Source organism: Thermus thermamylovorans, assembly GCF_004307015.1.
Classification (GTDB): Bacteria; Deinococcota; Deinococci; order Deinococcales; family Thermaceae; genus Thermus; species Thermus thermamylovorans.
Genome location: NZ_SIJL01000001.1, coordinates 241,984 through 255,023, shown reverse-complemented (window position 1 = coordinate 255,023; position 13,040 = coordinate 241,984). Strand labels below are relative to the sequence as shown.

14 protein-coding genes are annotated in these 13,040 nt (G+C 71.2%); 5 read left to right on the top strand and 9 right to left on the bottom strand.

Annotated features, from left to right (window positions below; genetic code table 11):
- Positions 1–38 precede the first annotated feature (38 nt).
- Together ETP66_RS01310 and bshA are read left to right on the top strand one after the other, a co-directional pair.
- Positions 39–539 carry a hypothetical protein gene (locus tag ETP66_RS01310; RefSeq protein ID WP_430731866.1) on the top strand — a complete coding sequence of 167 codons (501 nt, stop codon included), beginning with the start codon at positions 39–41 and terminating at the stop codon, positions 537–539.
- A gap of 114 nt (positions 540–653) precedes the next feature.
- Positions 654–1,748, top strand: a complete 1,095-nt coding sequence (bshA, locus tag ETP66_RS01305) for an N-acetyl-alpha-D-glucosaminyl L-malate synthase BshA (protein ID WP_130839858.1) — start codon at positions 654–656, stop codon at positions 1,746–1,748.
- A 42-nt stretch (positions 1,749–1,790) separates the two neighbouring features.
- On the opposite strand, the gene lon is transcribed toward bshA, so the two are convergent.
- Together lon and ETP66_RS01295 are read right to left on the bottom strand one after the other, a co-directional pair.
- Positions 1,791–4,217, bottom strand: coding sequence for an endopeptidase La (gene lon, locus ETP66_RS01300; RefSeq protein ID WP_130839856.1), 2,427 nt, complete (start codon positions 4,215–4,217; stop codon positions 1,791–1,793).
- Between the two features lie 201 nt (positions 4,218–4,418).
- On the bottom strand, positions 4,419–5,351 hold the full coding sequence (locus ETP66_RS01295) for an L-lactate dehydrogenase (protein ID WP_130839854.1): 933 nt from the start codon (positions 5,349–5,351) through the stop codon (positions 4,419–4,421).
- A gap of 16 nt (positions 5,352–5,367) precedes the next feature.
- Between ETP66_RS01295 and ETP66_RS01290 the strand changes: the two genes are divergently transcribed.
- Complete coding sequence (locus ETP66_RS01290) at positions 5,368–6,306, top strand: alpha/beta hydrolase (protein WP_130839852.1); 939 nt, start codon at positions 5,368–5,370, stop codon at positions 6,304–6,306.
- Positions 6,299–6,835 carry a class I SAM-dependent methyltransferase gene (locus ETP66_RS01285; protein WP_130839850.1) on the top strand — a complete coding sequence of 179 codons (537 nt, stop codon included), beginning with the start codon at positions 6,299–6,301 and terminating at the stop codon, positions 6,833–6,835. The genes ETP66_RS01290 and ETP66_RS01285 overlap by 8 nt, the downstream gene beginning before the upstream one ends.
- Here ETP66_RS01285 and ETP66_RS01280 read toward each other — a convergent pair.
- Positions 6,825–8,807 carry a (Fe-S)-binding protein gene (locus tag ETP66_RS01280; RefSeq protein ID WP_130839849.1) on the bottom strand — a complete coding sequence of 661 codons (1,983 nt, stop codon included), beginning with the start codon at positions 8,805–8,807 and terminating at the stop codon, positions 6,825–6,827. The genes ETP66_RS01285 and ETP66_RS01280 overlap by 11 nt on opposite strands.
- A gap of 74 nt (positions 8,808–8,881) precedes the next feature.
- Between ETP66_RS01280 and ETP66_RS01275 the strand changes: the two genes are divergently transcribed.
- Complete coding sequence (locus ETP66_RS01275; protein WP_130839847.1) at positions 8,882–9,082, top strand: hypothetical protein; 201 nt, start codon at positions 8,882–8,884, stop codon at positions 9,080–9,082.
- Here the strand turns inward: ETP66_RS01275 and ETP66_RS01270 are convergent.
- The 6 genes from ETP66_RS01270 to accB are packed head-to-tail and all read right to left on the bottom strand — an operon-like array spanning position 9,061 to position 12,982.
- Positions 9,061–9,516, bottom strand: a complete 456-nt coding sequence (locus ETP66_RS01270) for a divergent PAP2 family protein (protein WP_130839845.1) — start codon at positions 9,514–9,516, stop codon at positions 9,061–9,063. The genes ETP66_RS01275 and ETP66_RS01270 overlap by 22 nt on opposite strands.
- Positions 9,500–10,351 (bottom strand): bifunctional 5,10-methylenetetrahydrofolate dehydrogenase/5,10-methenyltetrahydrofolate cyclohydrolase, encoded by an 852-nt coding sequence (locus ETP66_RS01265; protein WP_130839844.1) that lies wholly within the window; start codon positions 10,349–10,351, stop codon positions 9,500–9,502. Before ETP66_RS01265 ends, ETP66_RS01270 begins: the two co-directional genes overlap by 17 nt.
- Positions 10,352–10,807, bottom strand: a complete 456-nt coding sequence (gene nusB / locus ETP66_RS01260; RefSeq protein WP_130839842.1) for a transcription antitermination factor NusB — start codon at positions 10,805–10,807, stop codon at positions 10,352–10,354.
- Positions 10,791–11,132 carry an Asp23/Gls24 family envelope stress response protein gene (locus ETP66_RS01255; protein ID WP_130839840.1) on the bottom strand — a complete coding sequence of 114 codons (342 nt, stop codon included), beginning with the start codon at positions 11,130–11,132 and terminating at the stop codon, positions 10,791–10,793. The genes nusB and ETP66_RS01255 overlap by 17 nt, the downstream gene beginning before the upstream one ends.
- 9 nt (positions 11,133–11,141) lie before the next feature.
- Positions 11,142–12,479, bottom strand: a complete 1,338-nt coding sequence (accC, locus tag ETP66_RS01250) for an acetyl-CoA carboxylase biotin carboxylase subunit (protein WP_130839838.1) — start codon at positions 12,477–12,479, stop codon at positions 11,142–11,144.
- Positions 12,476–12,982 (bottom strand): acetyl-CoA carboxylase biotin carboxyl carrier protein, encoded by a 507-nt coding sequence (gene accB, locus ETP66_RS01245; RefSeq protein WP_130839837.1) that lies wholly within the window; start codon positions 12,980–12,982, stop codon positions 12,476–12,478. Before accB ends, accC begins: the two co-directional genes overlap by 4 nt.
- Positions 12,983–13,040: the final 58 nt, after the last annotated feature.

The following is a 13,040-nucleotide window of genomic DNA, read 5'->3' as shown; positions in this document are numbered from 1 at the left end:
GGCGAGGAGCGGGTAAAAGGAGATCCCGGGAAGGTAGAATGAGGCCGGCCATGAGGCGGCTTTGGCCCTTCCTTCTGGGCCCCCTGCTGGCGGGCCTGGCCCTGGCCCAGGACTGGCGGCTCACCCGCAGCCAGACCCTGACCCAGGCCGGGGCCCGGGAGTGGCGCTACACCCTGGCCCCCGCGGGCAGGGAGGCCCAGGAGCTCTGGCAGAAGCTTTCGGAGCAGTACCGGGACCATCTGCGGGCCGGGTACCGGGTGGACCTGGGGGCCTGGCGGCTTTACTTCCTGGGGGGGAGGCTGCGCCTCGAGCCCCACTGCCCGGCGGTGAACCCCGCCTGCTTCACCTTTGGGGCCCTCCCCGTGCCCAAGAACCGCCAGGACCGCCTCCTCCTGGAGCTATCGCAGATGCTGGACCAGGCCCTCCTGCAGGCCCAGGGAACGGGGGGCAGCCTCACCCTCTCCCGGCTTTTCCGCCTGGAGGTGCGCCGGGGACAGGGGCCGCCCTACCCCGCAAGCCCCTCGGGCTGGCGGCCCTAGGGGGCGGGGCTGGGCTAGACTGGGAGGCATGACCCGGCGCGGGCGGCTGGCCGAGGCATCTGGCACGCAGGGCGCGGGGGGAAGCCTTCCCCTGCCCCACCGGCGGGTCCGGGCGTGAGGGGGCTCAGGCTCGGCCTGGTGGCTTACCCCGGCCTGGGGGGTAGCGGCATCGTGGCCACGGAGCTGGCGGACCGCCTGGCCCGGATGGGCCACCGGGTCCACCTCTTCGCCACGGAAAGGCCTTTCCGCCTGCCCCCGGGGAGCCCGGTCCGGTACGTGCCCGTGGACCTGCCCTTCTACCCCGTCTTCCCCGGGCCCCTGTACACCCTCTCCCTGGCAGGGGTCCTGGAGCGGGAGGCGGCGCGGCTCGGGCTGGAGCTGGTCCACACCCACTACGCCATCCCCCATGCCGCCGCCGCCTACCTGGCCTTTGGGGAGGGGTTCCCCCTGGTCCACACCCTTCACGGCACCGACGTTTCCCTTCTGGGCATGGACCCCGCCTTCCACGGCCCCACCAAAAGGGCCCTGCGGGCGGCCCGGGCCACCACCGCGGTGAGCCGGGCCCTGGCCAGGGAGGCGGAGCGGGCCTTCGGGGTGAGGCCCGCGGTCATCCACAACGCCGTGGACCCGGAGCGCTTCCGCCCCCGGCCTGAGCGCAAGGGGCTTTACGCGGAGGAGGGGGAGTGGCTTTTGCTACACGCCTCCAACTTCCGCCCCATCAAGCGGGTGCCGGACATCGTGCGGGCCTTCGCCAAGGTGCGGCGCAAGGTGGAGGCCCGCCTCCTCCTCCTGGGCAAGGGGCCCGAGGAGGGGGAGGCCAGAAGGGTGGCGGAGGAGCTCGGGGTCTTGCCCTTCGTCACCTTCCACCCCCCTACCCCCCGGCCGGAGGAGGTCCTGGGAGCGGCGGACCTCTTCCTCCTGGCCTCGGAGGAGGAGTCCTTCGGCCAGGCGGCCCTGGAGGCCCTGGCCAGCGGGGTACCGGTGGTGGCCACCGCCGTGGGGGGGGTGCCGGAGCTGGTGACCCCCGAGGTGGGCCGCCTGGTGGAGCTCGGAGACCTGGAGGGCTACGCGGAGGCCATCCTGGAGCTTCTGGCAAGCCCGGACCTCCCCGGGCTGCGGCGGCGGGCCCGGGCCTACGCGGTGGCGGAGTTCCACCCCGAGCGGATCACGGGCCAGTACCTGGGGGTGTACGAGGAGGCCCTGGGCTGAGGGCGGGGGGCGGGGTGGGGCGGCGCCTGGGCCGCGGGGCCCTCAGGCGCGGGCCACCAGCTCCTTCTTGGGCTTCTTGGCAGGGCCCTTGGCCTTGGTCTCCTTGGCGCGGGCCTCGAGGGCCTTCAGACCCCCCAGGAGGGCCAGGTCCAGCACCCGGTCCAGCCCCTCCACCAGGTGGAAGGTCATGTTCTGGCGCAGGGGCTTGGGGATGTCGGCGAGGTCGGGTTCGTTCTGCTTGGGCAGGATCACCTCGCGGATCCCCGCCCGCCTGGCCCCCAGGACCTTCTCCTTCACCCCGCCGATGGGGAGGACCCTGCCCGTGAGGGTGATCTCCCCCGTCATGGCCACGTCGTGGCGCACGGGGATGCCCGTGAGGGCGGAAACCAGGGCGCTCACGATGGCCACCCCGGCGGAAGGCCCCTCCTTGGGGATGGCCCCCGCGGGCACGTGGATGTGGATGTCGGATTCCTCAAAGCGCCTAAGGGGGATGCCGAAGCGCTCGGCGTTCCGCTTGGCGTAGGAAAGGGCCGCCCGCGCCGACTCCTTCATCACATCCCCCAGCTGCCCCGTGAGGATGAGGTTCCCCTTGCCGGGCATGGCCGAGACCTCCACGAACATGATGTCCCCCCCCACGGGGGTGTAGTACATCCCCGTGGCCACCCCCACCTGGGGCTCCCGGGCCTCGGTCTCCGGGAGGTGGCGGGGCGGGCCCAGGTAGCGCTCCAGGTCCCTTTCCGTGATGCGCACCCGCCTTTTGCCCTCCTCCAGGATCTGCCGCGCCGCCTTGCGCAGGAGGGAGCCGATCTCCCGCTCCAGCTGCCGCACCCCCGCCTCCCGGGTGTAGTGGGTGATGAGGCGCATGAGGGCCGCCTCCGTCACCACCACCTGGCCCTCCACGAGGCCCGCCTCCCGCAGCTGCCGGGGGAGGAGGTAGCGCTTGGCGATCTCCAGCTTCTCCACCTCGGTGTAGCTGGTGAACTCGATAGCCTCCATCCGGTCCCAAAGGGGCGCGGGGATGTTCTGGGGGAAGTTGGCGGTGCAGATGAACATCACCTCGGAGAGGTCAAAGGGCACCCCCAGGTAGTGGTCCACGAACTCCTTGTTCTGGGCGGGGTCCAGGACCTCCAGAAGGGCCGCCGCGGGGTCCCCCTGGTAGGAGATGCCCAGCTTGTCCACCTCGTCCAGGAGGAAGACGGGGTTCTTGGTGCCCGCCTGCCGGAGGCCCTGGACGATGCGCCCCGGCATGGCCCCGATGTAGGTGCGGCGGTGGCCCCGGATGTCCGACTCGTCCCGGGCCCCCCCTAAGGAGACGCGCACGTACTTGCGGCCCAGGGCCTCGGCGATGCTCTTGGCGATGGAGGTCTTCCCCACCCCGGGAGGCCCCACGAAGAGGAGGATGGGGCCCTTGTTCACCTCCTCCCCGGGGATCTCCCCCCGCTGGGCCCTCTCCGCCTTCAGCTTGCGCACCGCCAAAAACTCCAGCACCCGGTCCTTGACCTTCTCCAGGCCGTAGTGGTCCCGCTCCAGGATCTCCTTGGCCCGCGCGAGGTCCAGGTTGTCCTCGGTGCGCTGGTTCCAGGGGAGGTGGACGATCCAGTCCAGGTAGGTGCGCACCACGCTGGCCTCGGCGGAGTCGGGGTGCATGCGGGCGAAGCGGGAAAGCTCCCGCTCCACCTCCTGGCGCACCACGGGGGGCAGGTCCAGGGCAGCCACCTTCCTGCGGAACTCCTCCACCTCCTCCGCCCCCTCCTCCCCGTGGAGCTCCCGCTGGATGGCCTTCATCTGCTCCCGGAGGAAGTACTCCCGCTGGTTGCGGTCGATCTCCTCCTTGACCTGCTGCTGGATGCGCTTTTGGGTCTCGAGGAGCTCCAGCTCCGCCCCCAGCAGCACCAGGACCCGCTTCAGGCGCTCGGCCACCCCCGGGGTCTCCAGGACCTTCTGCTTGTCCTCCAGGCGGAAGTCCATGTGGAAGGCGATGTAGTCGGCGAGCTGGGAAGGATCCTCCAGGTTGAGGACGAACTGGGCCACCTCGGGGGCCAGGTACTTCCCCTCCTTGAGGAGGGCCTGGAAGCGGTCCTTCACCTCCCGCACCAGGGCCTGGACCAGGGTGGGCTCGGCGGGCTCGTCGGCCAGCACCTCCCCCTGGGCCTCGAGGTGGTCCCCCAGGTCCAGCCACTCCCTGACCCGCACCCGGGCGAAGGCCTGGACCAGGACCTGGACGGAGCCGTCCGGGTTCTTGCGCATCTTGAGGATGTTGCAAGCGGTGCCCACCCCGTAGAGGTCGGAGGGCCCAGGGGCCTCCACCTCCTTGTCCTTCTGGCTGACGATGAGAAGCACCCGCTCCCGGGCCAGGGCCTGGTCGATGGCCCGGATGGAGATAGGCCTCCCCGCGTCGATGGGCATCACCATCGTGGGGTAGATGACCGAGCCCCGCACGGGGCAGACGGGCATGTTCTGCGGCAGCATGCTCTTCCTCCTTTGACCTCCTTTGGCCTCGGCCGTGGCCTAAGCCTGCCTGTATCAAGTTTACTGCGAAAGGCGCTTCAGCACCAGGGGCCGGGCAGGCCGAGCGCCTCCAGGCGCGATCCCCCTAGCCGGCAGGGGGCGAAAGGGTGCGGGCACCTTCCCCTCGAGGCCCCCGTCGCAGCGCAGGCCACAACGGGGCGCTTAGAAGCCCAGGGCCGAGGCCGCCTCCTTGAGGAGGAGGGCGCTCTGCCGCAGGGCCTCCCCCTCCGCCGCGTCCAGGCCGGGGGGGATGGTGGCCTCCACCCCCGAGGCTCCCAGGACCCGGGGCAGGGAGAGGGCCACCTCCCGCACCCCAGCCACCTCCTCGGTGAAGGCGCTCACGGTGTAGACCCCCTTCTCGTCGGCGAGGATGGCCCGCACCAGCCGGGCCAGCCCCGCCCCGATCCCGTAGTAGGTGGCCCCCTTGCCCTCGATGATGCGGTAGGCGGCCTTCCGCACCCCCTCGTCGATGCGGGCCCGGTTCCCGGGGGTGAGGGGCCGGCCCCGGGCCTCGGCGAAGGCGATGAGGGGCACCCCTCCCACCTGGGCCCCCGACCAGAGGAGGACCTCCGAGTCCCCGTGCTCCCCCACCACGTAGGCGTGCACCGACTGGGGGGCCACCTCCAGGTGCTCCGCCAAAAGGGCGCGGAAGCGGGCGGTGTCCAGGATAGTGCCCGAGCCCACCACCCGCCCCAGGGGCAGGCCGGAAAGGCGGTAGGCCACCTGGGTCATCACGTCCACGGGGTTGGTGGCCACCAGGAGGACGGCCTCGGGGGCCGCCTCCCCCACCCGGGGGAGGATCTGGGCGAAGACCTGGGCGTTCCGGTCCAGGAGCTGGAGCCGCGTCTCCCCCGGGCGCTGGGCCACCCCCGCGGCCAGGACCACCACCCGGGCCCCCTCCAGATCCCCGTACCCCCCGGCCCGCACCCAGACCGGGTGGGCGAAGGGGGTAGCGTGGAGGAGGTCCTCGGCGTGGGCCCGGGCCAGCTTGGCGTCCAGGTCCACCAGGACCACCTCCCGCACCCCCCCCAGGAGGGCCATGGCGTAGGCGGCGGCGCTGCCCACAAAACCGGAGCCCACGATCCCTACCTTCACGGGTAGAGTATACCCCGTGGTGCGCGTGGACGGCCGCGAGGTCACCTTTTTCCCGCCCCCCGGGGCGGTGGCCCTGGTGGGGGACTTCACCGACTGGAGGCGAAACCCCATCCCCCTGGCGGGCCCCCTCACCCTGGAGCTGCCGGAGGGGGCCTACGTGGAGTACGCCTTCCTGGACGAAGAAGGCCGGCCCTTCCCCGACCCCGACAACCCGGAGCGGGCCGACAACCCCTGGTGGCCCTACGCCCGGGCCCTCCGGCTTCCCGGGCACCGCCTGGAGGCCCCCCCGGAGCCCGGGGAGGAGCCCAGGGTGGCCCGGCACCGCCTGGGGGAAAGGCGCTTCTACGTGGCGGGGACGGGGCCTTCCCCCAAGGCCACCCTGGCGGTCCAGGACGGGGTGGCCTTCTACCGCACGGGGGGGCTCCACCGGGTAGCCCGGGCCCTCCTGGAGAGGGGGGAGATCCCCCCGGTGCGCCTGGTCTTCGTGGAACCCCTGGACCGGGACCGGGAGTACCGCTTCTCCGAGGCCTACGAGGCGGAGTTCCACCGGGTGCTTTTGGAGGTGGAAAGGCTTTACGGCCCCTTGGGGGAGGTGGTCCTGGTGGGGGCCTCCTTGGGGGGGCTCTTCTCCCTGTGGCAGGCCGGGCGGCACCCGGAGCGCTTCGGGAAGGTCCTCGCCCTCTCCCCCGCCCTCAGGGCCCACCCCGGGGGGCAGGACGCCTACCGGGACCGGGAGTGGCTTCTGGAGCGCTACGCGGAGGCGGAGGCCCTCCCTCGGGTCTACCTGGAGGTGGGCCTCCTGGAGTGGCTCCTCGGCCCCTGCCGCCGCTTCGCCGCCCTGCTCGCCGACCGCCAGGCCCCCCACGTCTACCGCGAAAGGGCCTCCGGGCACAACTGGGCCACCTGGCGGCAGGGCCTGGCCCCCGGGCTCCGCTACCTTCTGGGCCATGCCTAGGGACTGGGACGCCTTTTACCGGGAGGCCGGGGAGGTGGGGGAGCCCGCCTTCGTGGTGCGGGCCTACGGGCCCCTGGCCCCCCTGGGGCCGGTGCTGGACCTGGCGGGGGGCTTGGGGCGGAACGCCCGCTACTTCCTGGAGCGGGGCCGCCCCGTGGTCCTGGTGGAGCGGAGCCGGGAGGCCTTGAGGCGGCTTCGGGGCGCCCCGGGGCTTACGGCCCTGGAGCTGGACCTCGAGGCCTCCGGGGCCCTGGAGGCCCTGCCCGAAGGCCCCTTCGCCGTCATCCTCCTGAGCTACTACGTGAACCGCTCCCTCCTCCGGTCCCTCCCCCCCCGCCTCCGGTCCGGGGGGCTCCTCCTGGTGGAGGGCTTCACCCGGAAAGAGGCGGCCAGGCGGGGAAGGCCGGGAAGCCCCTTCTACTGGGAACCCCTGGAGCTCCTCCTCCCGCCCCCCGGCCTGGCCCTGAAGGCCTTCGGGGAGGGGTGGATGGCGGGGTGGCGGGCCTTCGCCGCCTACCTCAGGCCTTGAGGCCCCGGGCCACCAGCTCGGCCAGGTCCAGCACCTCCGGGGGGGCCTCGTCCTGGGCCACCTCCACGTTCATCATGGCCATGCAGAAGGGGCAGCCGGTGGCGATGACCTCCGCCCCGGTGCCCTTGAGCTCCCGGTAGCGGTTCTGGGAAACCCGCATGGCCCCCGGCTCCTCCTCCTTCCAGAACTGGGCCCCACCCGCCCCGCAGCAGAAGCCCCGCTCCCGGTTCCGGGGGGGCTCCAGGAGCTCCAGGCCCGCCCCCTTGAGGGCCTCCCGGGGGGCCTCGTACACCCCGTTGTGGCGGCCCAGGTAGCAGGGGTCGTGGAAGACCACCCTCCGCGCCTCCTCCGAGACCCGGAGCTTCCCGCTCCGGAGGAGCTCGGCGATGAACTGCGAGTGGTGCACCACCCGGTAGGCGCCGCCGAAGTCCCGGTACTCGTTGGCCAGGGTGTGGAAGCAGTGGGGGCAGGTGGTGAGGATGGTCTTGGGGGCCACCCCGTTCAGGGTTTCCACGTTCTCCGCCGCCAGCTGGAAGAAGAGGTACTCGTTCCCGGCCCGCCTGGCCGCGTCCCCGGTGCACCGCTCCCGCCGGCCCAGCACCGCCCAGTCCACCCCGCTGGCGTTCAGGATCTCCACCATGCTCCGGGCGATCCTCTGCGCTCGGGGGTCGTAGCTGGGGGCGCAGCCCACCCAGTAAAGCACCTCGGGGTGGGGCTTCTCCTCCACCGTGGGCACGGCAAGCCCCTCCGCCCAGTCCAGGCGCTTGTCCTGGCCGATGCCCCAGGGGTTGCCGGCGCGCTCCATCCCCCGGAAGGCGTTGTTGAGCTCCTGAGGGAACTCCCCCTCCATGAGCACCTTGGCCCGGCGCACATCCAGGATGTGGAGCATGGGCTCGTTGCCCACCGGGCAGACCTCCACGCAGGCCAGGCAGGTGGTGCAGGCCCAGAGGGCCTCCCCGTTCAGGGCGAAGTCCATGAGGGGCCTGGGGCTCTCCTTTCCGGAGGCGAAATCCCTGAGGATGCCGTTCAGCTCGTAGCGCTCGGAGATGAGGATGGCCGCGGGGCTTAGGGCCTTCCCCGTGGCGTAGGCGGGGCAGGCCTCCTGGCAGCGGTTGCACATGATGCAGGCGTAGGCGTCCAGAAGGCGCTTCCAGGAGAGGTCTTCCAGCCTCTCCGCCCCGAAGCGCTCCTCCCTTTCAAAGTCCAGGGGCTGGAGGGCCCCGGGCCGCTCCTGGCCGAAGGCCAGGTTGACGGGGGCCAGGAAGAGGTGGATGTGCTTGGAGCGGGGGAAGTAGGGGAGGAAGAGGAGGATGGAGCCCAAGGCCCCCCACCAGAAGAGGTGCTCCAGGAGGACGAGGCCCTGGGGGGAGAGCCCCGCCAGGCCCGAGGCCAGGAGGCTCGCCACCGGCTGGAAGGGGTCGGGCTCCCCCTGGGCCAGGGCCGCCGACTTGTGGAGGAGGCGGCTGCCCACGTGGAAGGCGATGAACCCCCCCACGATGGCCGAGTCGGTGGGGATGCCCCGGCGGACCCGCTCGTGCAGGGGCACCTTGGGGTTCCAGGTGAAGTCCTGGGGGGCGGTGAGGTAGCGGCGGACCATGAGGCCCAGGATGCCCACCAGGATGGCGGCGGTGAGGAGATCGGCAAGGAGATTGAATGGGTTCCAGGCTCCTCCGCGGGGGTGGAAGGGGATGAAGCCCTCCAGGAGGTCCACCAGGTTCACCAGGAGGTAGGAGACGAAGCCGTAGAAGACGAAGGCGTGGAGAAGGGAGACCCAAGGGCGCCGTTTGAAGACCGTCTGCTGGGTAAGGGTGAGCCAGATGGCCCGCCCCACCCGCTGGGGCAGCCGGTCGAAGCGGGCCTCGGGCCGCCCGCGGCGGATGGCCCGGTAGACGCGGCGGAAGCCGGTGTAGGCGAAGTAGAGGCTGAGGGCCGCGAGGAGCAGGAAGAGGATCCGTTCCGGCAGGGTGAGCATGCCTAAACCCTCCTTATACTCGGTAAAAGGTTACCCCATGGCCCGGCCACGGCAAAAGGGTACAATGCCCCTTCGTGGAAACCGTGGCCCTGGTGGTCCTCCTGGTCTTTGGCCTGATCAACCTCTACGTCTTCCACCTGTTCCGCAAACCCCTTCTCCCCCTCCTGGGGGCCCTCTTCCTGGCCTTCTTCGTCTTCTTCCTCTCCCCGGTCCTGGGGCTTCTGGTCTTCCTCCTGGGGCAGGCCCTGGCCTTCTACGCCGCGGGGAAGAGCTGATAGCTGGCCAGGGCCACCAGGACCCCCAGGAGGGCTCCCACCAGGACCTCCAGGTAGGTGTGGCCCAGAAGCTCCTTGAGGGGCTCGGGAGCAGGTCCCCTTTCCAGGACCCGCTGCAGCTCCTGCACCAGCTGGTTGAGGAGCTGGGCGTGGAGGCCTGCGGCCCGGCGGATCCCGGTGGCGTCGTACATGACGATGAGGGCGAAGACCGCCGCCACGGCGAAAAGGGCGCTGCCGAAGCCCTCCTGCAGGCCCACGGCCACCGCCAGGGCGCTCACCGTGGCCGCGTGGGAGCTGGGCATGCCCCCGGTCTCCAGGAAGCGCTCCCACTGGAACCGCCCCTCCAGGAAGTAGTAGACGAAGAGCTTCAGGGTCTGGGCCAGGGCATTGGCCACCACCGCGGTCCAGAAGACCTGGTTAGCGAGGAGGTCCATGCCGCCTCAGGAGGGCCGCCCTCACGGTGTTGGCCATGAGCATGGCCACGGTCATGGGCCCCACGCCCCCGGGGACGGGGGTGAGGGCCCCCGCCACCTCCGCCACCTCGGGGTGCACGTCCCCGAGGAGCCTTCCCTCCACCCGGTTCACCCCCACGTCCACCACCACGGCCCCGGGCCGCACCCAGTCCCGGCGCACCAGGTGGGGGCGGCCCACCGCCACCACCAGCACCTCCGCCCGCCGGGCCACCTCCGGCAGGCCCTGGGTGCGGGAGTGGGCCACGGTCACCGTGGCGTCCTCCCGCAGGAGGAGGCCGGCCAGGGGCCGGCCCACGATGTTGGAGCGGCCCAGGACCACCACCTCCTTGCCCCGGAGCGCCACCCCGTAGTGCCGGAGAAGGCGGAGGATACCCAGAGGGGTGCAGGGGAAAAGCCCCTCCCCCCCGCTCCACAGCCGCCCCACGTTCACCGGGTGGAAGCCGTCCACGTCCTTCAGGGGGGAGATGGCCTCGAGGACCCGCTCGCTGCGGATGTGCCGGGGGAGGGGGAGCTGGACCAGGATGCCGTCCACCCCGGGGTCTTGGTTGAGCTCCCCGATCCGGGCCAGGAGGACCTCCTCGGGGGTGTCCTCGGGGTAGACCTCCACCTGGCTCAGCAGGCCAAGCTCCCGGGCTTTCTTGTCCTTCAGGCGCACGTAGGCCACCGAGGCCGGGTCCTCCCCCAGGCGGATCACCCGGAGGGAGGGGAGGAAGGGGAGGGTGCGCAAGGCCTCGCGGAGCTCGGCGTAGACCGCCTCCGCCACCGGGTGGCCGGAAAGGATGCGGGCAAGGGTCACCTAACCCTCCTTAGGCGCTGCCGCAAGCTCGCCCTCCTGGATCCGCCGATAGAGGCGGCCCAGCACCCCGTTCACGAAGGCTCCGGAGTGCTCCCCCCCGTAGCGGTTGGCGATCTTCACCGCCACCTCGATGAGGGGGGCGAAGGGGGTAGGCTCGTAGAGCATCTCGTAGACCGCTAGGCGGAGCACGGTGAGGTCGGTCTTGGACATCTGGGCGAAATCCCAGCCCTCCACCGTCCCCGCCAACACCCGGTCCACCTCCTCTGCGCGGGCCTGGTAGCCCTGGAGGAGGCGGCGGGCAAAGGCCACCCCTTCCTCGTCCAGGGGATCGCTGTAGGCATCCTCCTCCTCCCCCATCTCCTCCAGGGCGTGGCGGAAGGCCTCTTCCAGGCCTACCCCTCCCTGGGTGTGGGCGAAAAGGGCCCGCATGGCCAGTTCCCTAGCCCGCCTGAGCATGGCCCCCCCTGGGGTACTCCACCTGGGCCACGGTGACGTTCACCGCCCTGACCCTCTCCCCGGTGGCCAGGAAAAGGGCCTCGGCCACCGCCTTCTGAACCGTCCGGGCCAGCTCGGGAATGGCCACCCCGTAGTCCACGGCCAGCACCAGGTCCACGGCAAACCCCTCGGGGGAACGCTCCACCTTGACGGGCCTTACGCGCCGGAAAACCTCCCCCAGGGAACGGGGCAGGGCCTCCAGGGGCCTTGCCCCCTCCACCCCCTCTAGGGCGTGGAGTACCAGGCCCTCCAGGGCCTGGTCGCTGATCTCGTAATCCACCCTCACAGGCCCAGTCTACAGCTCCATGCGCCGGGCCACGAAGTTGGTGTACACGGCCCCCCGGCGGAAGAAGGCGTTTTGCAGAACCTTCTGGTGGAAGGGGATGGTGGTCTTGAGGCCGGGCCCCTCGATGACCGTTTCCGCCAGAGCCCGCTCCATGCGCCTTATGGCCTCCTCCCGGCTCGGCGCCCAGGCGATGACCTTGGCGATGAGGCTGTCGTAGTGGGGGGGGATCTGGTAGCCGGCGTAGAGGTGGCTGTCCACCCGGATGCCGGGCCCCCCGGGGAAGAGGAGGGTTTCCACCTTGCCGATGGCGGGGCGGAAGCCCCGCTCGGGGTCCTCGGCGTTGATGCGGGCCTCGATGGCGTGGCCCCGGACCTCGATGTCCTCCTGCCTAAGCCAAAGCCTCTCCCCCTGGGCGATGCGGAACTGGGCCTGGACCAGGTCCACCCCGGTGATCATCTCCGTGATGGGGTGCTCCACCTGGATGCGGGTGTTCATCTCGATGAAGTAGAAGTTCCCCTCCTTGTCCACCAAGAACTCCAGGGTGCCCGCGGACACGTAGCCCACGTGCCGGGCGAGGCGGGCGGCGGCCTCGGCGATGGCCTTGCGGGTCTCGTAAGGCAGGACGCTGGGGGCCTCCTCCAGGAGCTTCTGGTGCCGGCGCTGGATGGAGCAGTCCCTTTCCCAGAGGTGGATGACCTCCTCCCCGTCCCCCAGGACCTGGATCTCGATGTGCTTGGGCTCCTCGATGTACTTCTCCAGGTAGACCGCCGGGTTGCCGAAGGCGGCCCGGGCCTCCTCCTGGGCCTGCTGGATGGCCCGCTCCAGCTCCTCCTCCGTGTGCACCACCCGCATCCCCCGGCCCCCGCCCCCGGCGGAGGCCTTGAGGATCACGGGATAGCCGATCTCCTGGGCGGCCCCCTTGGCCTCCTCCACGCCCGTGAGCTCGTCCGTGCCCGGGACCGTGGGCACCCCCGCCTCCCGGGCCACCTTGCGGGCGGTGGCCTTGTCCCCAAGGGCGCGCATGTTCTCCGGGGTGGGGCCGATGAAGGCGATGCCGTGCTCCCGGCACATCTCCGCGAAGGTGGCGTTTTCCGCCAGGAAGCCGTAGCCGGGGTGGATGGCGTCCGCCCCGGTGACGATGGCCGCGGAAAGCAGGTTGGGGATGTTCAGGTAGCTCTGCCCCGAGGGGGGCGGCCCGATGCAGATGGCCTCGTCGGCCAGGAGCACGGGCAGGCTCCGCTCGTCGGCGGTGGAGTGGGCCACCACGGTCTTGAGGCCGAGCTCCTTGGCCGCCCGGATGATCCGCAGGGCGATCTCGCCCCGGTTGGCGATGAGCACCTTCTTCATACCGGCTGGATCAGGAAGAGGGACTGGCCGTACTCCACGGGCTCCCCGTTCTGCACCAGAATCTTGCGCACAATGCCCGAGACCTCGGACTCGATCTCGTTCATCAGCTTCATGGCCTCGATGATGCAGAGGACCTGGCCCCTCTCCACCCGGTCCCCCTCCTTGACGTAAGGGGGGGCATCGGGGGCCGGGGCCCGGTAGAAGGTGCCCACGATGGGGGCCCGGACCTCCACGCAGCCGGCGCACTCCCCTTCCCTCCCGGACCCCTCCTTCCCTGGGGCCTCGGCCGGCGCAGGGGGGGGAGCCGGGGGGGCCTCGGGGGGGGGCGGGGCCACGGGGGCCGGAGGGTGGGGCAGGGAGGGTACGGCCTGGGGTACGGCCACCACCTGCACCTCCCCCCCTCGGCGCACGGTGAGCTTGTAGTCAGGGGTCTCCAGGGTGAGCTCGTTCACCCCGTGCTCCACCAGGGCCTGCAGGATCTGCTTAAGCTCCTTGGGCGTCATAGGCGCACCTCGTGGGATCAAGCTTACCCCATCGGGGGAAACCGCCCCCTGGGGGGCA